Origin of the sequence: Kitasatospora sp. NPDC058170 (genome assembly GCF_042883905.1) — a bacterium.
Classification (GTDB): domain Bacteria; phylum Actinomycetota; class Actinomycetes; order Streptomycetales; family Streptomycetaceae; genus Kitasatospora.
The window spans coordinates 189,051-213,321 of the sequence record NZ_JBHVUV010000003.1; the positions used below are offsets into that span (position 1 = coordinate 189,051).

Sequence of the window (24,271 nt, forward strand, 5' to 3'; positions counted from 1 at the left end):
GCACCATGACTGACGCACTGAAGCGCCTCAGCGACGAAGGCGTGGCGATCTGGCTGGACGACCTCAGCCGCGAGCGGCTGAACACCGGCAACCTCGCCGAGCTGGTGCAGAACAAGCACGTGGTCGGTGTCACCACCAACCCGACCATCTTCCAGAAGGCGATCGGCGGCGGGCACAGCTCGTACGACGGCCAGCTGCGCGACCTCGCCGTCCGCAAGGTCACCACCGACGAGGCCGTCCGCATGATCACCACCTCGGACGTGCGCGACGCGGCCGACGTGCTGCGCCCGGTCTACGACGCCTCCAACGGCCGCGACGGCCGGGTCTCCATCGAGGTCGACCCGCGCCTGGCCCACGAGACGGCCGCCACCATCGCCGAGGCCAAGCAGCTGTGGTGGCTGGTCGACCGCCCGAACGTCTTCATCAAGATCCCCGCCACCAAGGCCGGCCTGCCCGCGATCAGCGAGGTCATCGGCAAGGGCATCAGCGTCAACGTCACGCTGATCTTCTCGCTGGAGCGCTACCGCGCGGTCATCGACGCCTACCTGACCGGTCTGGAGTCCGCCAAGGCCAAGGGCCTGGACCTCTCCCAGATCGAGTCGGTCGCCTCCTTCTTCGTGTCCCGCGTGGACACCGAGATCGACAAGCGCCTGGACAAGGTCGGCGGCGACGCCCGGCAGCTGCGGTCCAAGGCCGCCCTGGCCAACGCCCGCCTCGCCTACCAGGCGTACGAGGAGGTCTTCGGCTCCGTCGACGGCAAGGCCGCCGGCACCGACCGCTGGAAGGCCCTGGAGGCCGCCGGCGCCAAGCCGCAGCGCCCGCTCTGGGCCTCCACCGGCGTCAAGGACCCGGCCCTGCCGGACACCCTGTACGTCACCGAGCTGGTCGCCCCGGGCACCGTCAACACCATGCCCGAGGCCACCCTGGACGCCACCGGCGACCACGGTGTGGTCACCGGCGGCACCATCGTCCCCAACTACGCCGACGCCAAGGCCGTCATGGACGCCATCGCCGCGGCCGGCGTGGACTACGACGACGTGGTGCAGGTCCTGGAGGACGAGGGCGTCGAGAAGTTCGAGCAGTCCTGGAACGAGCTGCTCGACACCGTCACCGCCTCGCTCGCCTCCTTCGCCGACGAGAAGTGATCCCTGCTCACAGCCAGCGCACGAAAGCGGAGCCCATCAAGTGAGCACTGATTTCCCTGAGTTGACATCGGACTCGGACGCGGGCGATGCCCAGCCGACCCACGTCAACCCGCTTCGTGACCCTGCAGACCGGCGGCTCCCGCGCATCGCGGGGCCGTCCGGCCTGGTCATCTTCGGGGTCACCGGCGACCTGTCCCGCAAGAAGCTGATGCCGGCCATCTACGACCTGGCCAACCGCGGCCTGCTGCCGCCGGGCTTCTCGCTCGTCGGCTTCGCCCGCCGCGAGTGGGAGGACGAGGACTTCGCCAAGGAGGTCCACGACGCGGTCAAGGACCACGCGCGGACCCCCTTCCGCGAGGAGGTCTGGCAGCAGCTCGCCAAGGGCATGCGCTTCGTCCAGGGCAACTTCGACGACGACGACGCCTTCGACAAGCTCCGCGAGACCATCCAGGAGCTCGACAAGGCCCAGGGCACGGGCGGCAACTTCGCCTTCTACCTGTCCGTCCCGCCGAAGTTCTTCCCCACCGTCGTCCAGCAGCTGAAGAAGCACGGCCTGGCCGACCCGCCGCAGGGCTCGTGGCGCCGCGCCGTCATCGAGAAGCCCTTCGGCCACAACCTGGAGAGCGCCCAGGAGCTGAACCGGATCGTCCACGAGGTCTTCCCCCGGGACGAGGTCTTCCGGATCGACCACTACCTGGGCAAGGAGACCGTCCAGAACATCCTGGCGCTCCGCTTCGCCAACCAGATGTTCGAGCCGATCTGGAACCGGTCGTACGTCGACCACGTGCAGATCACCATGGCCGAGGACATCGGCATCGGCGGCCGGGCCGGCTACTACGACGGCATCGGCTCCGCCCGCGACGTCATCCAGAACCACCTGCTGCAGCTGATGGCGCTCACCGCCATCGAGGAGCCGGCGTCCTTCCACCCCAAGGCGCTGGTGGCCGAGAAGCTGAAGGTGCTCAGCGCCGTCAAGCTCCCGGCCGACCTCGGCCGGCACACCGTGCGCGGCCAGTACGCGTCCGGCTGGCAGGGCGGCGAGGAGGTCGTCGGCTACCTCGACGAGGACGGCATCAACCCGGACTCCACGACCGACACCTACGCGGCCATCAAGCTGGAGATCAACAACCGCCGCTGGGCGGGTGTGCCGTTCTACCTGCGCACCGGCAAGCGGCTCGGCCGCCGGGTCACCGAGATCGCGGTGGTCTTCCAGCGGGCGCCGTACCTGCCGTTCGACTCCTACGCGACCGAGGAGCTGGGGCAGAACGCCCTGGTCATCCGGGTCCAGCCGGACGAGGGCGTGACGGTGCGGTTCGGCTCCAAGGTGCCGGGCACCTCCTTCGAGGTCCGGGACGTCACGATGGACTTCGCCTACGGCGAGTCCTTCACGGAGTCCAGCCCGGAGGCGTACGAGCGGCTCATCCTCGACGTGCTGCTCGGCGACGCCAACCTGTTCCCGCGCCACCAGGAGGTCGAGCTGTCCTGGCAGATCCTCGACCCGATCGAGACGTACTGGGACACCCACGGCAAGCCCGCTCAGTACCCGGCGGGGACCTGGGGCCCCGTCGAGGCGGACGAGATGCTCGCACGAGACGGCAGGAGCTGGCGGCGGCCATGAAGATCGACCTCACGGACACCACGTCCAGCAAGATCAACGCGTCCCTGATGGAGGCCCGCCGGGCCAGCGGCTCCACCGCCGCCGGCATGGTGCTCACCCTGGTGATCGTGACCGACGAGGGCAGCGCGTACGACGCCCTCAAGGCCGCCAACGACGCCTCCCGCGAGCACCCCTCGCGCACCCTCGCGGTCATCAAGCGCGCCGGGCGCTCGCCCCGGGCCCGCGCCGAGACCCGTCTGGACGCCGAGATCCTGGTCGGCACCGACGCCGGCTCCGGCGAGACGGTCGTGCTGCGGATGCACGGCGAGCTCGCCTCGCACGCCCAGTCGGTCGTCCTGCCGCTGCTGCTGCCGGACGCCCCGGTGGTGGTCTGGTGGCCGGAGAACTCCCCCGCGCACCCCGCGCAGGACCCGCTGGGCTCGATCGCCCAGCGCCGGATCACCGACGCGGTCACCGCCGAGTCGCCGGTCGGCCAGCTCGCCCAGCGGGCCCAGAGCTACACCCCGGGCGACACCGACCTCGCCTGGACCAGGATCACCGGCTGGCGCTCGATGCTGGCCGCCGCGCTGGACCAGCGGCCCGCCACGATCCTCTCCGCGGTGGTCGAGGGCGAGTCGTACAACCCCAGCGTCGAACTGCTCGGCCTCTGGCTGCACAACCGGCTGCACGTACCGGTCGAGCGGGTCGTCACCGGCGGCCCCGGCATCACCGCGGTGCACCTGCGCACCAAGGACGGGGACATCACCCTGGACCGCCCGGACGGCCTGATGGGCACGCTCTCGATGCCCGGCTCTCCGGACCGCCAGGTGGCGCTCAAGCGCCGCGAGACCTCGGAGCTGATCGCCGAGGAGCTGCGCCGGCTCGACCCGGACGACATCTACGCGTCGGCCGTGCGCACGCCCGTCGAGCGGCTGCGCGAGCCGGTCAACGCCGAGACGGCGGCAGCCGGGAAGGTCGCCCAGGCGGTCTCCGAGGCCGCCGTGGCCGCCCCGGTCCAGGTGACGGCCAAGGTGCCGGCCGCCGAGGCGTCTGTCACGGAGGCCCCGGTCACCGAGGCGCCCGCCGCCGAGGTGCCGGCTCCCGAGGCTCCGGCCGGGAAGCCCGCCGACAAGAAGGCCGGCGCGGCGAAGAAGGCCCCGGCCAAGGCCCCCGCCAAGGCTCCGGCCAAGGCCCCCGCCAAGGCTCCGGCGAAGGCCTCCGGCAAGGCCTCCACCAAGGCCCCGGCGAAGCCCGCGGCCAAGCGCACCACCAAGCGGAGCGGCTCGTGAACGGGCGGGCCGGGGCACCGGCCCGCCCCGCGCGGACCGGCGAGGTGCGCGGATGACCGCCGCCACCCCGCAGCTGGTCGTCCACCGGGACAAGGAGCTGATGGCCCAGGCGGCCGCAGCCCGGCTGATCACCCGGATCGTGGACGCCCAGGCCGCCCGCGGCACCGCCTCGGTGGTGCTCACCGGCGGCCGCAACGGCAACGCCCTGCTGGCCGCCATCGCCGCCTCCCCGGCCCGGGACGCGGTCGACTGGGCCCGGTTGGACCTCTGGTGGGGCGACGAGCGCTTCGTCCCCGCCCGGGACCCAGACCGCAACGCCGTCCAGGCCCGGGCGGAGCTGCTCGACGCCGTCCCGCTCGATCCGGCGCGGGTGCACGAGATGCCCGCCTCGGACGGCGTGGACGGCTCGGACGTGGAGGCCGCCGCCGCCCGCTACGCGGAGGAGCTGGCGAAGGCCGCCGGCCCCGGCGACCGGCTCGGCGTCCCGGCCTTCGACGTGCTGCTGCTCGGCGTCGGCCCGGACACCCACGTCGCCTCGCTCTTCCCCGAGCACCCGGGCGTCCGGGAGACCGAGCTGACGGTGGTCGGCGTGCGCGGCGCGCCCAAGCCCCCGCCGACCCGGGTCTCGCTGACCCTCCCGGCCATCCGGGCGGCCCGCGAGGTCTGGCTGCTGGCAGCGGGCGAGGACAAGGCGGGCGCGGTCGCGCTGGCCCTGTCCGGCCCCGGCGAGCTCCAGGCGCCCGCCTCGGGCGCGTACGGGCGCGGCCGCACCCTGTGGCTGCTGGACCGGGCCGCGGCGGCGCAGATCCCGCCCCAGCTGTACCCGCCGTCCTCGGCCTGAGCGACCCCGGCGCCGACCGGGCGCCGACACACGAAGGGCGTCACCGTCTCGAACGGTGACGCCCTTCCGTGGTTCGTGCTGCCTGCTGCTCGCGCCCGTCGCGCGGGTGCTCTCAGATCTCGCCGCGGAGCTTGGCCAGCGCCTCGGCGAGGATCGCCTCGCCGTCGGCGTCGGTGCGCCGCTCGCGGACGTACGCGAGGTGGGTCTTGTACGGCTCGTTGCGCGAGGGGGCCGGCGGGTTGTGCTCGTCCTGCCCGGCCGGGAAACCGCAGCGCGGGCAGTCCCAGGTGTCCGGGATGACGGCCTCGGCGGCGAAGCTCGGACGGGTCTCGTGCTTGTTGGCACACCAGAAGGTGATCCGGTTGCGGGGGGCGGACTCGCCGCGCTCCGCCTCACCCATCGGGCCGGCTCCGACCCTGCTGCCACGGATGGCGTTGCCACTTGCCACGGTCTGACTCCCTGCGTGCTGGTGCGCCGACCCGCCGCGTGCGCGTCGGTGGCGAAAGTCGTCCTAGTGTAAGCAGGAGTTAAGGTTGCACCACCACCGCCTCCGCCCCGGACCGTTCCAGCATAGGCCGCGGGGCGACAGGGCGTCAGAGATACGTCAGCTCTTGTACTTGAGCACCAGGCCGAGCACCACGATGCACGCGAACCAGCCAACGCCGACAATGATCGTGATGCGGTCCAGGTTGCGCTCGGCCACCGCCGAGCCGCCGCCGGTGGACATCGCGCCGCCGCCGAACATGTCCGACAGACCGCCGCCCTTCCCCTTGTGCAGCAGCACCAGGAGGATCATCAGCAGACTGAAGATGATCAGGGCAATCGAGAACCCGAGAACCACGACGGGACCAACTCTCTCGTATCTTCGGCGAAGGGGCCGGGCCGCCAAGATGCGGTCCGGCCCCAAAGCCTACGTTGCTGCAGCGGCGTTAGCCTACTGCCTGCTCACGGTAACGCACGATCTTGACGAACTCGTCGGCGTCCAGGGAGGCACCGCCGATCAGGCCGCCGTCGACGTCGGGCTTGGCCATCAGGCCGGCCGCGCTGGAGGACTTCACCGAACCGCCGTACAGCACGCGGACCTTGTCGGCCAGCTCGGCGTCGTACAGCTCGGCGATCCGCCGGCGGATCGCCGCGCAGACCTCCTGGGCGTCCTCGGGGGTCGCCACCTCGCCGGTGCCGATCGCCCAGACCGGCTCGTAGGCGACCACGATGGACTCGGCCTGGGCGGCCGGGACGTCCTGCAGGGCGCCGTCGAGCTGGGCCAGGGTGTGCTCGACGTGGGTGCCGGCCTTGCGGACCTCCAGCGGCTCGCCGATGCACAGGATCGGGGTGATCCCGCTGCGGTAGGCGGCCTTGACCTTGGCGTTGACGATCTCCTCGTTCTCGCCGTGGTACTGGCGGCGCTCCGAGTGGCCGATCACCGCGTAGGCGCACTTCAGCTTGGCCAGCATCGGGCCGGAGACCTCGCCGGTGTACGCACCGGAGTCGTGCTGCGAGATGTCCTGCGAGCCGTACTTGATCTTCAGCTTGTCGCCGTCGACCAGGGTCTGCACCGAGCGCAGGTCGGTGAACGGCACCAGGACGGCGACCTCGACGGCCTCGTAGTCCTTGTCGGCCAGCGCGAAGGCCAGCTTCTGGGTGTGCTGGATGGCCTCAAGGTGGTTGAGGTTCATCTTCCAGTTGCCCGCCATCAGCGGGAGACGCTCAGTCATTGCCTCAGCCTTCCAGGGCGGCGAGACCGGGGAGGGTCTTGCCCTCCAGGTACTCGAGGCTCGCGCCACCGCCGGTCGAGATGTGCCCGAACTTCGTCTCGTCGAAGCCCAGGATGCGAACGGCCGCGGCGGAGTCGCCGCCGCCGACCACGGTGAACGCGTCGCTGTCGAGCAGGGCCTGCGCGACGGCCTTGGTGCCCTCGGCGAAGGCCGGGTGCTCGAAGACGCCCACGGGGCCGTTCCAGAACACCGTCTTGGCGTCGGCCAGCTTCTCCGCGAAGAGCTCCCGGGTCTTCGGGCCGATGTCCAGGCCCTCCTTGTCCGCGGGGATCGCGTCCGCGTCGACGACCGCGAAGTCCTCGACCGGGGCGTGCGTCTTCGTGTCGGGGAACTTCCCGGAGACCGCGACGTCCACCGGCAGCACGAACTCGACGCCGTTCGTCTTCGCCCGCTCCAGGTACTCCAGGACGGTGTCGACCTGGTCCTTCTGCAGCAGCGAGAGCCCGACCTCGTGGCCCAGCGCGTACAGGAAGGTGTACGCCATGCCACCGCCGATCAGGATGCGGTCGGCCTTGCCGAGCAGGTTGTCGATCACGCCGACCTTGTCGGACACCTTGGAGCCGCCGAGCACGACCACGTAGGGGCGCTCGACCTCCTCGGTGAGCCGCTTCAGGACGCCCACCTCGGTGGCGATCAGGTCGCCGACGGCGTTCGGCAGACGGGCCGGCAGGTCGTACACCGAGGCGTGCTTGCGGTGCACGGCGCCGAACCCGTCACCGACGTACAGGTCGGCCAGGACCGCCAGTTCGTCGGCGAAGGCGCCGCGCTCGGCGTCGTCCTTGCTGGTCTCACCGGCGTTGAAGCGCAGGTTCTCGAGCAGCGTGACCTCGCCGTCGGCCAGGGCGGCGACGGTGGCCTTCGCGCTCTCGCCCACGGTGTCGGCCGCGAACGACACCGACCTGCCGAGGATCTCGCCGAGGCGGACGGCCACCGGCGCGAGGGAGAACTGCGGGTCCGGCTCGCCCTTGGGGCGGCCGAGGTGGGAGGCGACGACGACCTTCGCGCCGCGCTCCACGAGCTTGGCGATGGTCGGGGCGACGGCGCGGATCCGGCCGTCGTCGGTGATCGTGCCGTCGGACAGCGGGACGTTCAGGTCCGCGCGCACGAACACGCGCTTGCCGGTGACGTCGAGGTCTTCGATGGTCTTCACTGTCTTCGGTCTCCTGGGGAGATACGGGCGCTGCGGTCGGCGGCACGACGGCGGGCCGCCAGGGAGTTGAGGGTTCGCGCAGGGGGAGGGCCCGGACGGTGGTGCGCAGTCGTCCGGGCCCTCCCCCTTTACTTCACGTCAGCTCCCGCTGCGTCAGAGCTGGCCGCCGACGAGGGTGGTCAGGTTGACGAGGCGGTTGGAGTAGCCCCACTCGTTGTCGTACCAGCCGAAGACCTTGACCTGGTTGCCCTGGACCATGGTCATCAGCGAGTCGAAGATCGTGGAGAACGGCGAGTTCACGATGTCGGAGGAGACGATCGGGTCCTCGGTGTACTGCAGGATGCCCTTGAGGGAGCCCTCGGACGCCTTCTGGAAGGCGGCGTTGACCTCCTCGACGGTCACGTCGCGCTCGAGGGTGACGACCAGGTCGGTGATCGAACCGGTCGGGACCGGGACGCGCAGCGAGGTGCCGTCCAGCTTGCCCTTCAGCTCCGGCAGCACCAGCGCGGTGGCCTTGGCGGCACCGGTGGAGGTCGGGATGATGTTCAGGGCGGCGGCGCGGGCGCGACGCAGGTCCTTGTGCGGGAAGTCCAGGGTGACCTGGTCGTTGGTGTACGCGTGCACCGTGGTCATCAGACCCTTGACGATGCCGAAGTTCTCGTTCAGCACCTTGGCCAGCGGCGCCACGCAGTTGGTGGTGCAGGAGGCGTTGGAGATGACGGTGTGCTTGGCGGCGTCGTACTTCTCGTCGTTGACGCCCATCACGATGGTGACGTCCTCGTCGGTGGCGGGCGCCGAGATGATGACCTTCTTGGCACCGGCGGTGACGTGCTTCTTGGCCGCCTCGGCCTTGGTGAAGATGCCGGTGGACTCGATCACGATGTCCACGCCCAGCTCGCCCCAGGGGAGGTTGGCCGGGTCGCGCTCGGCGATGACCTTGAAGGTCTTGCCGTTGACGGTGATGCTGTTCTCGGTGTGCGAGACCTCGCCCGGGAAGGTGCCCAGGATCGAGTCGTACTTGAGCAGGTGCGCCAGGGTCTTGGTGTCGGTCAGGTCGTTGACACCGACGATCTCGATGTCCGCGCCCTGGGCCTGAACCGCACGGAAGAAGTTGCGGCCGATGCGGCCGAATCCGTTGATGCCTACCCGGATCGTCACGAACCGATCTCCTCGTTAGGTACGCCGGAACTATGCCGACGGGGTGGAATTTGGGATGTCCCCGACCACCCATGACCCTACCTCTCCCAAGCCTGGGAGGGCACATCAGCTCGGGTGGGACACCTTGGCGTGGCGTGTCAAGAGGGCCCGAGCAGGGCTTCCACCCTTGGCTCCGGGGGCAGTTGGTCCAGGCCATCGGAGCAGGCCGCAAAACCGACCCTTCGGGAAGTTCGGACGCGAAACGGCCGGCGTCCATGATCCAGGACACCGGCCGTTCACTCCGTGAGACGGGATCGCGCTAGTTCATCGCCATCTCGTCGGTCAGGTTCGCCTCGGTGCTGGGCAGTCCCAGCTCGGAGGCGCGCTTGTCGGCCATCGCCAGCAGGCGGCGGATCCGGCCGGCCACCGCGTCCTTGGTCAGCGGCGGGTCGGCCAGCGCGCCCAGCTCCTCCAGCGAGGCCTGCTTGTGCTGCATCCGCAACTGGCCCGCGGCGGCCAGGTGCTCGGGCACCTCCTCGCCGAGGATCTCCAGCGCGCGCTGCACCCGGGCGCCGGCCGCGACCGCGGCCCGGGCCGAGCGGCGCAGGTTGGCGTCGTCGAAGTTGGCCAGGCGGTTGGCGGTGGCGCGGACCTCGCGCCGCATCCGGCGCTCCTCCCAGGCGAGCACGGACTCGTGGGCGCCCAGGCGGGTCAGCAGCGCGCCGATGGCGTCGCCGTCGCGGATGACCACCCGGTCGACACCGCGCACCTCCCGGGCCTTGGCGGGGATGCCGAGCCGGCGGGCGGCGCCGACCAGGGCGAGGGCCGCCTCGGATCCGGGGCAGGTGATCTCCAGCGAGGAGGACCGGCCGGGCTCGGTGAGCGAGCCGTGCGCCAGGAAGGCGCCCCGCCAGGCCGCCTCGGCGTCGCAGGTCGCACCGGAGACGACGGCCGGGGGCAGGCCCCGGATCGGCCGACCCCGCCCGTCGACGAGTCCGGTCTGCCGCGCCAGCAGCTCGCCGTCCTTGACCACCCGCACCACGTAGCGGCTGCCCCGGCGCAGGCCGCCGGGTGCCATCACCACCAGGTCCGAGGAGTGTCCGAAGATCTCCAGCAGGTCCTTGCGCAGTCGCCGGGCCGCCGCGCCCGTGTCCAGCTCCGCCTCGATCACGATGCGGCCGCTCACGATGTGGAGCCCGCCCGCGAAACGCAGGATCGCCGACACCTCCGCCTTGCGGCAGCAGGCCCTCGTGACCGGGAGCCGGCTGATTTCGTCCTTCACCGCTGGAGTCATCGCCATGGCCCGATCCTTCCATGTGTCCGGAAAATCCGGTCGTACGCGGCTGCCAACAGCTCCGGGTCGTGTCGCGGCGTGCCGTCGGTGCGGGCGACCCTGCCGAGCACCAGGGCCGCGCCCATCCGCTCGGCGGCCTTCTCCAGGCCGGCCAGGTCGGCCAGGCCGAACGCGCCGCCGGTGACGGCCCGCTCGTCCACCAGGATCGCATCCACCGCGAGGCCGGGGGCGTGGTCGGCGATGACCTCCAGGTGGCGCTGCGGGGTGAAGCCCTCGGTCTCGCCGGGCTGGGGGGCCAGGTTCAGGGTGAGCAGGCGGCGGGCGCGGGTCTCGGTGAGGGCCTCGGCCAGCTCCGGCACCAGCAGGTGCGGGAGCACGCTGGTGAACCAGGATCCGGGGCCGAGCACCACCCAGTCCGCCTCGCGGACGGCGGTGACGGCCTGCGGGACGGCCGGCGGCTCGTCCGGCAGCAGCCGGATCGACTGCACGGTGCCGGGGGTGACCGCCACGTTGGCCTGGCCGCGCACGGCGGACAGCTCGCCCGGCCGCTCCGGGTCGTGGCCGCGGACGACCGCCTCGATGTCCAGCGGGACGGCCGACATCGGCAGGACCCGGCCCTGGACGTTCAGCAGCCGGCCCACCCAGTCCAGGGCGGCGACCGGATCGCCCAGCTTCTCCCAGAGGGCGACGATCAGCAGGTTGCCCACCGCGTGGCCGCCCAGCTCGCCGCTGCCGGTGAAGCGCTGCTGGATCACCTCGGACCAGGTGCGGCCCCAGTCGTCGTCCCCGCAGAGGGCGGCCAGCGCCTTGCGCAGGTCCCCCGGGGGCAGCACGCCCAGCTCCTCGCGCAGCCGGCCGCTGGAGCCGCCGTCGTCGGCGACGGTGACCACGGCGGTGAGGTCGCTGGTGAGCCGGCGCAGTGCGGACAGTGAGGCGGACAGGCCCTGGCCGCCGCCGAGGGCGGTGATTCTGGGTGCCGGGTTGGTGCGGGCCGGGCTGGTGCGCGGCCGACCGGCCGTGGCGGTGCGCGCCGGGACTCCTGTCCGATCGGCGGCCCTGTTCTGAAGCTGCCGCCCGGGCACGTATCCCGTCACACCTACCTCGCGTTCCCTTTGCCGGCCGCCGGTCTCCGCCGGCGGCCCGGCAGGGTTACGGCGGCTACTCCCGTCCCATGTCACGGTGGACGAGCACCGTTTCGACGCCGTCCGCGATGAGACGCTTCGTCAGGCGCTCGGACATCGCGACGCTGCGGTGCTTGCCACCGGTGCAGCCTACGGCAAGCGTCATGTAGCGCTTCCCCTCGCGGCGGTACCCCTCGGTGACGATCCGCAGCAGCTCGGCGTACCCGTTGAGGAACTCGTTGGCTCCGGGCTGCTGGAACACGTAGTCGGCGACATCGCTGTCGGTGCCGGTACGGGCTCGCAGCTCGGGGACCCAGTGCGGGTTCGGCAGGAAGCGACAGTCCACCACAAGGTCGGCGTCGACCGGAAGACCGTACTTGAAGCCGAAGGACATCACGGTGGCCCGGAGCTCGGGCTCGTCGTGGTCCGCGAACTGGGCGTCGAGCTTGGCGCGCAGCTGGTGGACGTTGAGGTTGGAGGTGTCGATCACCAGGTCCGCCTCGCCGCGCAGCTCGCGCAGCAGGTCCCGCTCCTGGGCGATGCCGTCGACGATCCGGCCCTCGGCCTGCAGCGGGTGCGGGCGCCGGACGCTCTCGAAGCGGCGCACCAGGGCGTCGTCCGAGCTGTCCAGGAACACCACGCTGAGCCGGACGCCGCGCTTCTCCAGCTCGTCCAGCGAGGTGAGCAGGTCGTCGAAGAACTGGCGGCCCCGGACGTCCACCACGGCGCCGATCCGGGCCACGTTGCCCTGGGAGCGGGCGCCGAGGTCGACCATGGTCGGGATGAGGGCCGGCGGCAGGTTGTCCACCACGAACCAGCCCAGGTCCTCCAGGCACTTCGCGGCGGTTGATCGGCCGGCTCCGGACATGCCGGAGATGATCACCAGCTCCGGGGTGTTCTCCGCCCCGGCCTCCGGCCGGGTGGTACCCCCATGATCGGACACGGTCACTTCGGTTCCCCGCTCTCGATGGTTCTGCTGAGGAGAACGCGCGCGGCGCGGCCACGCTTCCCCGTCTCACTCGGACGGGTGAATGCGGGGCGCGCCGGCTGACGGGCGGCGTCGGCCGTCACGGCGTCTCCTGGGATGGTGCGGTCTCGGGCACTGCGTGCGCCGGCCCGGCCGCCACGTCGGCGCTGTCATCGATGATCTCGCCTGTGGCGGTGTTCACGGCGAGTGCCGCGGGTGGACGGGACGACAACGCTGCCGCAACAGTCTCCGCCGTCCGCCGTCCGATGCCGGGTACGGCGCAGAGTTCGTCGACGGTGGCCGCCCGGAGCCTCTTCAGCGAGCCGAAGTGCTTGAGCAGCGCCTGGCGGCGAGTCTCGCCGAGGCCGGGGACGGAGTCCAGCTCCCCGGCGGTGAGTCGCTTGGAACGCTTGCTGCGCTGGTAGCCGATCGCGAAGCGGTGCGCCTCGTCGCGGACCCGCTGGAGCAGGTAGAGGCCCTCGCTGCTGCGCGGCAGCACCACCGGGTCGTCCTCGCCCGGCAGCCAGACCTCCTCCAGGCGCTTGGCCAGGCCGCACAGGGCGACGTCGTCGATGCCGAGCTCGTCCAGGGCCCGCCGGGCGGCCGCGACCTGCGGCTGGCCGCCGTCGACCACCAGCAGCTGCGGCGGGTAGGCGAAGCGGCGCGGGCGCCCGGTCTCGTCCCGGGTCGCCGCGGCGTCGGGACCGGAGAGGTCGGAGGTGTCCTGGCCGTCCTGGCCGCCTTGGCCGACCTGGGCGTCCTGGACGTCCTGGCCGCCCGGGTCGTCGGCCTCCGGGACGGCCCACTCGCCGGTCTGCTCGCGCTCCTGGAGGTAGCGGCGGAAGCGGCGGCTGATCACCTCGTGCATCGAGCGGACGTCGTCCTGGCCCTCGAAGCCCTTGATCTGGAACCGCCGGTACTCGCTCTTGCGGGCCAGGCCGTCCTCGAAGACCACCATCGAGGCGACCACGTCCTCGCCCTGGAGGTGGGAGATGTCGAAGCACTCGATGCGCAGCGGGACGGAGTCCAGCTCCAGCGCGTCGGCGATCTCCTGGAGGGCGCGGCTGCGGGTGGTGAGGTCGGAGGCGCGCTTGGTCTTGTGCAGGGCCAGCGCCTGGAGGGCGTTGCGCTGCACGGTGGCCATCAGGTCCTTCTTGTCGCCGCGCTGCGGGATGCGCAGGTCGACCTGGCTGCCGCGCAGACCGGCCAGCCACTCCTTGACCGGCCCGACCGGATCGGGCAGCGCCGGCACCAGGACCTCGCGCGGGACGGCCTCGGTACCGCCCCCGTAGAGCTGCTGGAGGGCGTGCTCGACCAGGCCGGCGGTGTCGACGTCCTCGACCTTGTCCGTGACCCAGCCGCGCTGTCCGCGCACCCGGCCGCCGCGGACGTGGAAGATCTGGACGGCGGCCTCCAGTTCGTCCTCCGCGACGGCGAGCAGGTCGGCGTCGGTGGCGTCGGCGAGGACGATGGCGTTCTTCTCCATCGCGCGCTTGAGCGCCCCGATGTCGTCGCGCAGTCTGCCCGCCTTCTCGTACTCCAGCTCGGCGGCGGCCTCCTGCATCTGCTCTTCCAGCCGGCGCAGGTAGTTGCCGGTGCGCCCGGCCATGAAGTCGCAGAACTCCTCGGCGAGCGCCCGGTGTTCGTCCGCGCTGACCTTGCCGACGCAGGGCGCGGCGCACTTGCCGATGTAGCCGAGCAGACAGGGGCGGCCGACCTGCGCCGCGCGCTTGAAGACGCCGTTGGAGCAGGTGCGGACGGGGAACACCCGCAGCATCAGGTCGACGGTCTCGCGGATCGCCCAGGCGTGCCCGTAGGGGCCGAAGTAGCGCACGCCCTTCTTGTGGGCGCCGCGCATCACCTGGACCCGCGGGTACTCCTCGTTGAGGGTGACCGCCAGCTCCGGATAGCTCTTGTCGTCGCGGTACTTGACGTTGAAGCGGGGGTCGAACTCCTTGATCCAGGAGTACTCCAGCTGGAGCGCCTCGACCTCGGTGGCGACCACCGTCCACTCCACCGAGGCCGCGGTGGTGACCATCGTCGCGGTGCGCGGGTGCAGCCCGGCGAGGTCCTGGAAGTAGGACGACAGCCGGGGCCGCAGGCTCTTGGCCTTCCCGACGTAGATGACCCGCCCGTGGGCGTCGCGGAACTTGTACACCCCGGGGGAGGTCGGGATCGCTCCCGGGGACGGTCGGTAGGTGGACGGGTCAGCCATGGGTCCACCGTACCGAGTCGCGCCGACGGCGTGGAGTCGAGATCAACTGCTGGATCGCGGGGACACCTTGATGTCGGCGCCCTCGACCGCGGCCTGGTACTGGGGAAGCCCCGTCGGGGCCGGGCCCTCGACCCGCGCACCGGTGGTGACGTTGAAGGCGCTGCCGTGACAGGGGCACTTGATCAGCTGGTTCTCGACCTTGTCCACCACGCATCCGGCGTGGGTGCAGACCGCGCTGAAGGCCTCCCACTGGCCGGGTGCCGGCTGGGTGACGACGACCTTCTGCTCGCGGAAGACCTTGCCGCCGCCGACCGGGATGTCGGAGGCCGGGCCGACCACCACCGGCTCCTTGAGCCTGCCCTTGGCGGAGCCGGCGGCCCCGGCGGCCCCGGAGCCGGAGGAGGCGCCGGAGCCCGAGGAGGAGCACCCGGTGACCGCGACCGCACCACCGGCGGCAAGCACGGCGGCGGCTCCGCAGAGCACGGTACGGCGGGAGGCGGCGGGGCTCTCAAGGGCCTCGGACATCGGTGCGTGCTCCTGGGTCGGTGACGGCTGCTCGACGGCTGCTGCTCGACGACGGCCGGCGCGGGTGGCCGGTCGGGTCCGGCGGAAGTCTATGCGCCGCGGGGCCGACCGCACCGGTGCTTCCCGGTGCGGCCGACCCCGGGGGCGCCTACTTCTTCGCGGCGGCGGCCCGCTTGCGCGGTGCCTTCGCCTTCACCGGGGCGACCGGGGCGTCGGCGAACTCGCCCGGCAGGATGTCCCGCAGGAACTTGCCGGTGTGGCTCTGCGACACCGCGGCGATCTGCTCCGGGGTGCCCTCGGCCACCACCGAACCGCCGCCGGAGCCGCCCTCGGGGCCCATGTCGACGATCCAGTCGGCGGTCTTGATCACATCGAGGTTGTGCTCGATGACGATGACCGTGTTCCCCTTCTCCACCAGCCCGGACAGCACCTTGATCAGCTTGCTGATGTCCTCGAAGTGCAGACCGGTGGTGGGCTCGTCGAGCACGTAGACCGTCCGCCCGGTGGAGCGCTTCTGCAGCTCGGAGGCGAGCTTGACGCGCTGCGCCTCGCCGCCGGAGAGCGTCGGAGCGGACTGGCCGAGCCGGACGTAGCCGAGGCCGACGTCGTTGAGCGTCCTGAGGTGCCGGGCGATCGCCGGGACGGCCTCGAAGAAGTGCAGCGCCTCCTCGATCGGCATGTTCAGCACCTCGGCGATGGACTTGCCCTTGTAGTGCACCTCCAGCGTCTCCCGGTTGTACCGGTCGCCGTGGCAGACCTCGCACGGCACGTAGACGTCGGGCAGGAAGTTCATCTCGATCTTGATGGTGCCGTCACCGGAGCAGTTCTCGCAGCGGCCGCCCTTGACGTTGAAGGAGAACCGGCCGGGCAGGTAGCCGCGGACCTTGGCCTCCTGCGTCTCGGCGAAGAGCCGGCGCACGTGGTCGAACACCCCGGTGTAGGTGGCCGGGTTGGAGCGCGGGGTGCGGCCGATCGGCGACTGGTCGACGTGCACCACCTTGTCCACCAGGTCGGTGCCGGTGATCCGGGTGTGCCGGCCGGGCACGCTGCGGGCGCCGTTCAGCTCCCGGGCGAGGTGGGTGTAGAGGATGTCGTTGACCAGCGTCGACTTGCCGGAGCCGGACACACCGGTGATCGCGGTGAAGGTGCCGAGCGGGAAGCCGACCGTGACGTCCTTGAGGTTGTGCTCGCGGGCGCCATGCACCGTCAGCTGGCGCTTCTTGTCCCGCTCGCGGCGGGTCTCCGGGATCGGGATGGAGCGCTTGCCGGAGAGGTACTGGCCGGTCAGCGACTCCTTGTTGGCGAGCAGCTGCTTCAGCGAGCCGGAGTGCACCACCCTGCCGCCGTGCTCGCCCGCGCCCGGGCCGATGTCGACCACCCAGTCGGCCATCTTGATGGTGTCCTCGTCGTGCTCGACGACGATCAGGGTGTTGCCGATGTCCCGCAGCCGGACCAGGGTCTCGATCAGCCGGTGGTTGTCGCGCTGGTGCAGGCCGATGGACGGCTCGTCCAGCACGTACAGCACGCCGACCAGGCCGGAGCCGATCTGGGTGGCCAGCCGGATGCGCTGGGCCTCGCCGCCGGAGAGGGTGCCCGCCGCGCGGTTCAGCGACAGGTAGTCCAGGCCGACGTCGACCAGGAAGCGCAGCCGCTCGTTGACCTCCTTGAGGACCCGCTCGGCGATCTGCTTGTCCCGGGCGTTGAGCTTCATCGCGCCGAGGAAGTCCGAGCAGTCGCTGATCGACATCGCCGAGACGTCCGCGATGGACCGGCCCTCGACGGTGACCGCGAGCACCACCGGCTTGAGCCGGGTGCCCCGGCAGGTGGGGCAGGGCACCTCGCGCATGTAGCCCTCGAAGCGCTCGCGACTGCTGTCGCTCTCCGCCTCCTGGTGCCGGCGCTGGATGAACGGGACGGCGCCCTCGAAGCCCGTGGTGTAGGACCGGTCCCGCCCGTAGCGGTTGCGGTAGCGCACCTCGACCTGGTGCTTGTGCCCGTACAGCAGCGCCTTCTTGGCGCGGGCCGGCAGCCCGGCCCAGGGGATGTCGGTACGGAAGCCCAGCTCGCCCGCGAGCGCGTCGATCAGGCGCTGGAAGTACTCCTTGGTGTGGCCGCCGGACCACGGGTGGATGGCCCCCTCGTCGAGCGAGCGCTCCTCGTCGGGGATGACCAGCTCCGGGTCCACCTCCATCCGGTTGCCCAGGCCCGAGCAGTCCGGGCAGGCGCCGAACGGCGAGTTGAAGGAGAACGAGCGCGGCTCCAGCTCCTCGAACGAGACGTCGTCGTACGGGCAGTAGAGGTGCTCGGAGTACATCCGCTCGCGCTCCGGGTCGTCCTCCGGGAGGTCGACGAAGTCGAGCACCACCATGCCGCCGCCGAGCCGCAGGGCCGTCTCCACCGAGTCCGTCAGGCGGCGCTTGGCGCCCTCCTTGACGGTGAGGCGGTCGATGACCACCTCGACGGTGTGCTTCTCCTGCTTCTTGAGCTTGGGCGGCTCGGCCAGCTGGATCGTCTCGCCGTCCACCCGGGCGCGGGCGTAGCCCTTGGACTGGAGGTCGGCGAAGAGGTCGACGAACTCGCCCTTGCGCTCGCGCACCACCGGGCTGAGCACCTGGAACCGGGTGCCCTCGGCGAGCTCCAGGACCTTGTCGACGACGGCCTGCGGGGACTGCTTGGCGATCGGGCGGCTGCAGTGCGGGCAGTGCGGCTTGCCGATCCGCGCGAACAGCAGGCGCAGGTAGTCGTACACCTCGGTGATGGTGCCGACGGTGGAGCGCGGGTTGCGGTTGGTGGACTTCTGGTCGATCGAGACGGCCGGGGAGAGGCCCTCGATGAAGTCGACGTCGGGCTTGTCCATCTGCCCGAGGAACTGCCGGGCGTAGGAGGACAGCGACTCGACGTAGCGGCGCTGCCCCTCGGCGAAGATCGTGTCGAAGGCCAGCGAGGACTTGCCGGACCCGGAGAGGCCCGTGAAGACGATGAGGGAGTCGCGGGGCAGGTCGAGCGAGACGTTCTTGAGATTGTGCTCGCGAGCACCGCGGACGATGAGGCGGTCGGCCACTGCTTCTGGCGCCTTTCTCCGGGGCGAGGAGGACGTGCGGGAGAGGTGTACTTCTTCCAGGATGCGGCAGCCAGCCTATAGCTCACGCGTTCGATTATCGAGCTTGTCCAGTGGAGTCCACCCGAACGAGTGAGTCGCCCGACCAATGTTGACCGGGGCTGTTCGAGAAAAGCCCTGCTCAGCCGTGACATCGGAGATAGCGTCACCCTCGTCAACGAGCGAAGGCCCTCCCGGGCAACGCTGCCAACCAGTCCGACGGAGGCCGCACCCGATGACCGACCCCCAGAACGCCGAGACGGCCGCCGCCGCGCTCGCCGACGAACGGCTGCGCCTGGTCGCCACCAGCACCGGACACCTGCTGCACTCCGCCGCCGGGCTCAAGCCGGAGGCCCTCGCCGAGCCCTCAGCCCTGCCCGGCTGGACCAGGGGCCATGTGCTGGCCCACCTCGCCCGCAACGCGGACTCCCTGGTCAACCTGCTCGACGGGGCCCGGACGGGCACCGACATCCCGCAGTACGCCGACGGCGGGGCCCGCGACCGGGACATCGAGACCGGCGCCGGGCGCCCGCTGGACGTCCAGCTCGACGACCTGCGGGAGTCGGACCGGAACTTCGCCTCGGCGGCCGCGCTGCTGCCCGGGCAGGCCTGGACGGTCGAGGTGCGCCACCGCACCGGCTACCTCTTCCCCGCCTGCGACATCCCCTGGAAGCGGCTGATGGAGGTCGAGTACCACCACGTCGACCTGGACGCCGGCTACACCCCCGCGCACTGGCCCGAGCTCTTCGCGGTGGCCGAGTTCCGCCGCCTGGCCGCCGGACTGGCGGGCGCCGAGGGCCTGCCCGCGGTCGAGCTGGTCGCCGACGACACCGCGGACCGGGCCCGGATCGGCGCCGACCCGGACCCCGCCGCCGGGGCCGGAGCCGCCGCCGCACTGACCGTCGAGGGCCCCGTCCGGGCGCTGACCGCCTGGCTCTCCGGGCGCTCCGACGGGGACGGCCTCCAGGTCCACCGGGGTGGCGAGCAGCTCTCCGACGGCCGCGCCGCGCTGCCCGTGCTTCCCCCGCTGGGCTGACCGCGCGACGATGCTCTCGGACACACCGGGGGCACTCCCGACGCGGGCGGTCCCGGCACCCGGCACTCCCGACACGAGCAGTCCCGACAGCAGCAGTCCCGACACGACGAGGAGCGGACGGATGACGTACCACGGAGCGGTGAAGGTCGGCGGAGCGCCGGACGTGCGCGAGCTGGCCCACCTGATCATCACCAAGGTGGCCGTCGGCCCGTACGACAACAACGCCTACCTGCTGCGCTGCCGGGCCACCGACGAGCAGCTGCTGATCGACGCCGCGGCCGAAGCCCCGGTGCTGCTGGAGACGGTCGGCGAGAGCCTGGCCACCGTCGTCACCACACACCGCCACCACGACCACTGGGGCGCGCTCGCCGAGGTGGTCGCGGCCACCGGCGCCCGCACCGCGGCCGGCCTGGTCGACGCCGAGGCCATCGGCGTCCCCACCGGGCTGCTGCTGGCGGACGGCGACACCCTGCGGGTGGGCCGGGTCGAGCTGACCGTCCGGCACCTGGTCGGCCACACCCCCGGCGCGATCGTGCTGGTCTACGACGACCCGCAGGGCCACCCCCACGTCTTCACCGGGGACTGCCTCTTCCCCGGCGGCGTCGGCAACACCTGGGGCGACCCGGCGGCCTTCGAGAGCCTGTACCGGGACGTCAACGAGAAGATCTTCGACGTCCTGCCCGACGAGGCCTGGGTCTACCCCGGCCACGGCGGCGACACCACCCTCGGCGCCGAGCGCCCCCACCTCCAGGAGTGGCGCGAGCGGGGCTGGTAGGCCCCGGGAGCGCCCGAAGGCCCGGGCCACTCGGTGGCCGGGCCTTCGGGTCTTCGGGGGTCGTGCGCGGCGCACGGCGCCGGGCGGGTCAGGCGTCGATCTTGTCCGCCTCCTCGGCCGCCTGCCGCTTCGAGGCCATCAGGCTCGTCACGGTGGTGACGGCGAGCACCACCACGATGAAGCCGAGCGAGAACGGGATACCGATCTCGGGCACGTGCACACCCTGCTCGTGCAGCGCGTGCAGCACCAGCTTCACGCCGATGAAGCCGAGGATCACCGACAGGCCGTACGAGAGGTGGACCAGCTTCTTCAGCAGTCCGCCGATCAGGAAGTACAGCTGGCGCAGGCCCATCAGGGCGAAGGCGTTGGCGGTGAAGACGATGTACGGGTCCTGGGTGAGGCCGAAGATCGCCGGGATCGAGTCCAGCGCGAACAGCACGTCAGTGGTGCCGATCGCCAGCATGACGATCAGCATCGGCGTCATCAGCCGCTTGCCGTTCTCACGGATGAAGAGCTTGGTGCCGTGGTACTTGTCGGTCGACGGGAAGCGCTGCTCGATCGACTTGAGCAGGCGGTTCTCCTCGAACTCCTCTTCCTCCTCGTCGGCCCGGGCCTCCTTGATCAGCTTCCAGGCCGTCCAGATCAGGAAGCCGCCGAAGATGAAGAACACCCAGGAGAACTGGGCGACCAGGGCGGCGCCGCCGGCGATGAAGACCGCCCGCAGCACCAGGGCGATGATCACGCCGAACATCAGCACGCGCTGCTGGTAGATCCTGGGCACCGCGAACTTGCCCATGATCAGGATGAACACGAAGAGGTTGTCGACACTGAGCGACTTCTCGGTGATGTACCCGGCGAAGAACTCACCGGCCGGCTTCGAGCCGGAGTGCCACCAGAGGAAGCCGCCGAAGAGCAGCGCCAGCACGATCCAGACGGTGGTCCAGATCCCGGCCTCCTTGATGGAGACCTCGTGCGGCTTGCGCCCTCCGATGAAGAAGTCGGCCACGATCAGTGCGATCAACACACCGATCGTCGAGACCCACATGGCTACGGAAACGTCCACTACTGCTCCTCCGGCAGGTAGGCGAGACAGTCATCGTCACTGCCGGAGGTCTCTTCCGCCCGTCGGCTCGCCACTGCGAGCCAGCCCGGACCAATGGCCCCGGGGCGCCGCTCGGGACGCCCGTGATGACGGGACCACTGCGGGGGAATACTCCCCTCCGCTGCCACCGAGGATAACAGGTATCCCAAGAAAGGGTAAAGAAGGTAAAGAACCGCCTCGCGCGGACCCTGACAGGCCCGGACGAACGGGGCGAACCGCTCCGACCGAGTCGCTGCCGAGTCCGGCCGACTCCGCTACAGGTAGGGCTCGATCGCCGGGAGGAGGTCCTGGAAGGTCCGCGCCCGGGCCGGTGCGCCGATCGCCTGCATCCCCCAGCCGCCGTCCGCCTCCCGGAACACCTTGGCCATGATCTGCCCGGTGTGCGGGCCGCCGCCGGCCAGCTCGTACCGGGCCAGCTCCAGGCCCGTCCCCTCGTCCACCAGGCGGCAGTGCGCGTTCTGCACCTCGGCGAAGCTCTGCCCGGTGTACGAGCTGACCGTGAACACCACCTGGGTGATGTTCACCGGCACGTGCACCAGGTCGACCAGGATCGCCTCGTCGTCGTCGCCCGAGCCGGCACCGCCGACCAGGTTGTCACCGGTGTGCCGCACCGAGCCGTCGTTGCTCTCCAGGTGCTGGAAGAACACCACGTCCGACGGGGTCCGCTCGGCGTACAGCAGGGCCGAGGCGTCCAGGTCGATCTGCCGGGTGCGGCTGCCGAAGAGGCCGCGCTTGGGCGCCGCCTTCCAGCCCAGTCCCATCCGGACGACCGTCAGCGACTCACCCGACCCCTTCTGCAGGCTGACCATCTGCCCCTTGGCAAGGTTCACCGACACGGCGTTGTCCTCTCTGCCGGCCGGGCGGTCGGTCTCCGCGCCGGCTCCACGGTGGAACACCCCGTTGCCGTCCCCCGGCTGAGGCCCCCTGTGACGAACTCTGCGCACCGCCCGGCCCGGGCGGCACCGCAGGCCAGCCTAGGCCCTGCGGTGGACCGCATCGATCGCCGTCTACCCGTTTGTGGCAAGGCTGAGACACCCCCGGGCTTGACCGGTGCCGGAACCGGCCGGGCCCGACGGGCGGGAGCTCGAAGACGGACCCTAGGCGATCCCCGCCTCGCGCATCTGCCGCAGCTCGCGCTTCAGCTCCTTGACCTCGTCGCGCAGCCGGGCCGCGACCTCGAACTGGAGGTCCGTCGCGGCCGCGTGCATCCGGTCGGTCATCGACTGGATCAGCTCGGCCAGCTCGGCGGCGGGCAGGCTCTTGGCCGAGCCGCGCTCCGCGCCCAGCGCCGGGACGGGCGCCTTGCCCCGGCCCTTCTCCTTGCCGCCCGCGCCCCGGTACCCGGAGGAGAGCAGCTCGTCGGTGTCCACGTCCTCGCGGGCGAGGGTGTCCAGGATGTCGCCGATCTTCTTGCGCAGCGGCTGCGGGTCGATCCCGTGCTTGGTGTTGTACGCCTGCTGGACCTCCCGGCGCCGGTTGGTCTCGTCGATGGCCTTCTCCATCGCCGGCGTGATCCGGTCCGCGTACATGTGGACCTGGCCGGAGACGTTACGGGCGGCGCGGCCGATGGTCTGGATCAGCGAGGTGCCCGAGCGCAGGAAGCCCTCCTTGTCCGCGTCCAGGATCGCCACCAGGGAGACCTCGGGGAGGTCCAGGCCCTCGCGGAGCAGGTTGATGCCGACCAGCACGTCGTACCGGCCGGCCCGCAGCTCGCGCAGCAGCTCGACCCGGCGCAGCGTGTCGACGTCGCTGTGCAGGTACCGGACCCGGATGTCCAGGCCGAGCATGTAGTCGGTGAGGTCCTCGGCCATCTTCTTGGTGAGGGTGGTGACCAGGACGCGCTCGTCCCGCTCGACCCGCGTGCGGACCTCGTGCACCAGGTCGTCGATCTGGCCCTCGGTCGGCTTGACGATCACCTCGGGGTCGATCAGGCCGGTCGGGCGGATGATCTGCTCGACCTGGCCGTCGCCGCGGGAGAGCTCGTAGGCGCCCGGGGTGGCCGAGAGGTAGACCGTCTGGTCGATCCGCTCCAGGAACTCCTCCCACTTCAGCGGGCGGTTGTCCATCGCCGAGGGGAGCCGGAAGCCGTGCTCCACCAGGGTGCGCTTGCGGGAGGCGTCGCCCTCGTACATCGCGCCGATCTGCGGGACGGTGACGTGCGACTCGTCGATCACCAGGAGGAAGTCCTCCGGGAAGTAGTCGAGCAGGGTGTTCGGCGGGGAGCCGGGCTCACGGCCGTCGAAGTGCATGGAGTAGTTCTCCACGCCGGAGCAGGTGCCGATCTGGCGCAGCATCTCCAGGTCGTAGGTGGTGCGCATCCGGAGCCGCTGGGCCTCCAGCAGCTTGCCCTGCTTCTCCATCCGGGCGAGCGTCTGTTCCAGCTCCTGCTCGATGTCGGTGACCGCCCGGGCCATCCGCTCGGGGCCGGCCACGTAGTGCGAGGCGGGGAAGACGTGGACGGAGTCGTCCTGGCTGATGATCTCGCCGGTGAGCGGGTGCAGGGTGTAGAGCGCCTCGATCTCGTCGCCGAACATCTCGATCCGGACGGCCAGTTCCTCGTAGACCGGGAAGATCTCGATGGTGTCGCCGCGGACCCGGAAGGTGCCGCGGGTGAAGGCGACGTCGTTGCGGGTGTACTGGATGTCGACGAAGCGGCGCAGCAGGACGTCGCGGTCGATCTCCTCGCCGACCTTGAGCCGGACCATCCGGTCGACGTACTCCTGCGGGGTGCCGAGGCCGTAGATGCAGGAGACCGAGGCGACCACGATCACGTCGCGGCGGGTGAGCAGCGAGTTGGTCGCGGAGTGGCGCAGCCGCTCGACCTCCTCGTTGATCGAGGAGTCCTTCTCGATGTAGGTGTCCGTCTGCGGGACGTACGCCTCGGGCTGGTAGTAGTCGTAGTACGAGACGAAGTACTCGACCGCGTTGTTCGGCAGCAGCTCGCGGAACTCGTTGGCCAGCTGGGCGGCCAGGGTCTTGTTCGGCGCCATCACCAGGGTGGGGCGCTGCAGCTTCTCGATCATCCAGGCCGTGGTGGCCGACTTGCCGGTGCCGGTGGCGCCGAGCAGGACGACGTCCTTCTCGCCCGCGCGGATCCGGCGCTCCAGCTCGGCGATGGCCGCGGGCTGGTCGCCGTTGGGCTGGAAGGGGCTGACGACCTCGAAGGGCGCCACTGACCGCTCAATACTCGTGATGGGTCGCACGT

The 24,271-nt window shown here is 71.0% G+C and carries 20 protein-coding genes; 6 read left to right on the plus strand and 14 right to left on the minus strand.

Translation table 11 applies throughout. The features are described 5' to 3' along the window. Positions 1-5: 5 nt before the first annotated feature. The 4 genes from tal to pgl all read left to right on the plus strand — a co-directional run bounded on the left by tal (position 6) and on the right by pgl (position 4,872). Positions 6-1,145, plus strand: coding sequence for a transaldolase (gene tal / locus ACFVVX_RS05425; protein WP_387941646.1), 1,140 nt, complete (start codon positions 6-8; stop codon positions 1,143-1,145). Positions 1,146-1,206: 61 nt separating this feature from the next. Continuing rightward, positions 1,207-2,763 carry a glucose-6-phosphate dehydrogenase gene (gene zwf / locus ACFVVX_RS05430; RefSeq protein WP_387941928.1) on the plus strand — a complete coding sequence of 519 codons (1,557 nt, stop codon included), beginning with the start codon at positions 1,207-1,209 and terminating at the stop codon, positions 2,761-2,763. Next, the gene (gene opcA / locus ACFVVX_RS05435) at positions 2,760-4,031 is read left to right on the plus strand and encodes a glucose-6-phosphate dehydrogenase assembly protein OpcA (RefSeq protein WP_387941648.1); all 1,272 of its coding nucleotides are present in this window, start codon (positions 2,760-2,762) and stop codon (positions 4,029-4,031) included. Before zwf ends, opcA begins: the two co-directional genes overlap by 4 nt. A gap of 52 nt (positions 4,032-4,083) precedes the next feature. Beyond that, positions 4,084-4,872 carry a 6-phosphogluconolactonase gene (pgl, locus tag ACFVVX_RS05440; protein ID WP_387941650.1) on the plus strand — a complete coding sequence of 263 codons (789 nt, stop codon included), beginning with the start codon at positions 4,084-4,086 and terminating at the stop codon, positions 4,870-4,872. A 112-nt stretch (positions 4,873-4,984) separates the two neighbouring features. On the opposite strand, the gene ACFVVX_RS05445 is transcribed toward pgl, so the two are convergent. From ACFVVX_RS05445 to uvrA, 11 genes are all read right to left on the minus strand, one after another. Next, positions 4,985-5,272, minus strand: coding sequence for an RNA polymerase-binding protein RbpA (locus ACFVVX_RS05445; RefSeq protein WP_063349510.1), 288 nt, complete (start codon positions 5,270-5,272; stop codon positions 4,985-4,987). A gap of 204 nt (positions 5,273-5,476) precedes the next feature. Beyond that, the gene (secG, locus tag ACFVVX_RS05450) at positions 5,477-5,713 is read right to left on the minus strand and encodes a preprotein translocase subunit SecG (RefSeq protein WP_387941652.1); all 237 of its coding nucleotides are present in this window, start codon (positions 5,711-5,713) and stop codon (positions 5,477-5,479) included. A gap of 88 nt (positions 5,714-5,801) precedes the next feature. Next, complete coding sequence (tpiA, locus tag ACFVVX_RS05455; RefSeq protein ID WP_387941654.1) at positions 5,802-6,587, minus strand: triose-phosphate isomerase; 786 nt, start codon at positions 6,585-6,587, stop codon at positions 5,802-5,804. A 4-nt stretch (positions 6,588-6,591) separates the two neighbouring features. After that, on the minus strand, positions 6,592-7,797 hold the full coding sequence (locus tag ACFVVX_RS05460) for a phosphoglycerate kinase (protein ID WP_387941656.1): 1,206 nt from the start codon (positions 7,795-7,797) through the stop codon (positions 6,592-6,594). Between the two features lie 153 nt (positions 7,798-7,950). Beyond that, the gene (gap, locus tag ACFVVX_RS05465) at positions 7,951-8,955 is read right to left on the minus strand and encodes a type I glyceraldehyde-3-phosphate dehydrogenase (protein WP_387941658.1); all 1,005 of its coding nucleotides are present in this window, start codon (positions 8,953-8,955) and stop codon (positions 7,951-7,953) included. A 298-nt stretch (positions 8,956-9,253) separates the two neighbouring features. Beyond that, on the minus strand, positions 9,254-10,234 hold the full coding sequence (gene whiA / locus ACFVVX_RS05470) for a DNA-binding protein WhiA (RefSeq protein WP_387941660.1): 981 nt from the start codon (positions 10,232-10,234) through the stop codon (positions 9,254-9,256). Continuing rightward, positions 10,225-11,310, minus strand: a complete 1,086-nt coding sequence (yvcK, locus tag ACFVVX_RS05475) for a uridine diphosphate-N-acetylglucosamine-binding protein YvcK (RefSeq protein ID WP_387941662.1) — start codon at positions 11,308-11,310, stop codon at positions 10,225-10,227. Before yvcK ends, whiA begins: the two co-directional genes overlap by 10 nt. Before the next feature lie 76 nt (positions 11,311-11,386). Next, positions 11,387-12,298 carry an RNase adapter RapZ gene (gene rapZ / locus ACFVVX_RS05480; protein WP_387941664.1) on the minus strand — a complete coding sequence of 304 codons (912 nt, stop codon included), beginning with the start codon at positions 12,296-12,298 and terminating at the stop codon, positions 11,387-11,389. A 118-nt stretch (positions 12,299-12,416) separates the two neighbouring features. After that, entirely contained in the window at positions 12,417-14,531 is a 2,115-nt protein-coding gene (uvrC, locus tag ACFVVX_RS05485; protein ID WP_387941666.1) for an excinuclease ABC subunit UvrC, read from the minus strand. A gap of 42 nt (positions 14,532-14,573) precedes the next feature. Beyond that, complete coding sequence (locus ACFVVX_RS05490; protein WP_387941668.1) at positions 14,574-15,056, minus strand: Rieske (2Fe-2S) protein; 483 nt, start codon at positions 15,054-15,056, stop codon at positions 14,574-14,576. Positions 15,057-15,204: 148 nt separating this feature from the next. Then, the gene (uvrA, locus tag ACFVVX_RS05495; RefSeq protein WP_387941670.1) at positions 15,205-18,117 is read right to left on the minus strand and encodes an excinuclease ABC subunit UvrA; all 2,913 of its coding nucleotides are present in this window, start codon (positions 18,115-18,117) and stop codon (positions 15,205-15,207) included. Positions 18,118-18,388: 271 nt separating this feature from the next. On the opposite strand from uvrA, the gene ACFVVX_RS05500 reads away from it, so the two are divergent. Further along, the gene (locus ACFVVX_RS05500; protein ID WP_387941672.1) at positions 18,389-19,189 is read left to right on the plus strand and encodes a maleylpyruvate isomerase family mycothiol-dependent enzyme; all 801 of its coding nucleotides are present in this window, start codon (positions 18,389-18,391) and stop codon (positions 19,187-19,189) included. 121 nt (positions 19,190-19,310) lie between these two features. Continuing rightward, positions 19,311-19,964, plus strand: coding sequence for an MBL fold metallo-hydrolase (locus tag ACFVVX_RS05505; protein WP_387941675.1), 654 nt, complete (start codon positions 19,311-19,313; stop codon positions 19,962-19,964). An 88-nt stretch (positions 19,965-20,052) separates the two neighbouring features. Here ACFVVX_RS05505 and ACFVVX_RS05510 read toward each other — a convergent pair whose 3' ends face one another. The 3 genes from ACFVVX_RS05510 to uvrB all read right to left on the minus strand — a co-directional run bounded on the left by ACFVVX_RS05510 (position 20,053) and on the right by uvrB (position 24,269). After that, on the minus strand, positions 20,053-21,027 hold the full coding sequence (locus ACFVVX_RS05510) for a TerC family protein (protein ID WP_387941677.1): 975 nt from the start codon (positions 21,025-21,027) through the stop codon (positions 20,053-20,055). Between the two features lie 293 nt (positions 21,028-21,320). Continuing rightward, entirely contained in the window at positions 21,321-21,902 is a 582-nt protein-coding gene (locus ACFVVX_RS05515; RefSeq protein ID WP_387941679.1) for a TerD family protein, read from the minus strand. Between the two features lie 261 nt (positions 21,903-22,163). Continuing rightward, positions 22,164-24,269, minus strand: coding sequence for an excinuclease ABC subunit UvrB (uvrB, locus tag ACFVVX_RS05520; RefSeq protein WP_387941681.1), 2,106 nt, complete (start codon positions 24,267-24,269; stop codon positions 22,164-22,166). Between the last annotated feature and the right edge of the window lie 2 nt (positions 24,270-24,271).

Coding starts and splice junctions, on each gene's coding strand:
- ACFVVX_RS05445 (WP_063349510.1), bottom strand. CDS start 5,272: ATGGGTGAGGCGGAGCGCGGCGAGTCCGCCCCCCGCAACCGGATCACC.
- whiA (WP_387941660.1), bottom strand. CDS start 10,234: ATGGCGATGACTCCAGCGGTGAAGGACGAAATCAGCCGGCTCCCGGTC.
- ACFVVX_RS05505 (WP_387941675.1), top strand. CDS start 19,311: ATGACGTACCACGGAGCGGTGAAGGTCGGCGGAGCGCCGGACGTGCGC.
- ACFVVX_RS05500 (WP_387941672.1), top strand. CDS start 18,389: ATGACCGACCCCCAGAACGCCGAGACGGCCGCCGCCGCGCTCGCCGAC.
- pgl (WP_387941650.1), top strand. CDS start 4,084: ATGACCGCCGCCACCCCGCAGCTGGTCGTCCACCGGGACAAGGAGCTG.
- ACFVVX_RS05490 (WP_387941668.1), bottom strand. CDS start 15,056: ATGTCCGAGGCCCTTGAGAGCCCCGCCGCCTCCCGCCGTACCGTGCTC.
- tal (WP_387941646.1), top strand. CDS start 6: ATGACTGACGCACTGAAGCGCCTCAGCGACGAAGGCGTGGCGATCTGG.
- tpiA (WP_387941654.1), bottom strand. CDS start 6,587: ATGACTGAGCGTCTCCCGCTGATGGCGGGCAACTGGAAGATGAACCTC.
- uvrC (WP_387941666.1), bottom strand. CDS start 14,531: ATGGCTGACCCGTCCACCTACCGACCGTCCCCGGGAGCGATCCCGACC.
- opcA (WP_387941648.1), top strand. CDS start 2,760: ATGAAGATCGACCTCACGGACACCACGTCCAGCAAGATCAACGCGTCC.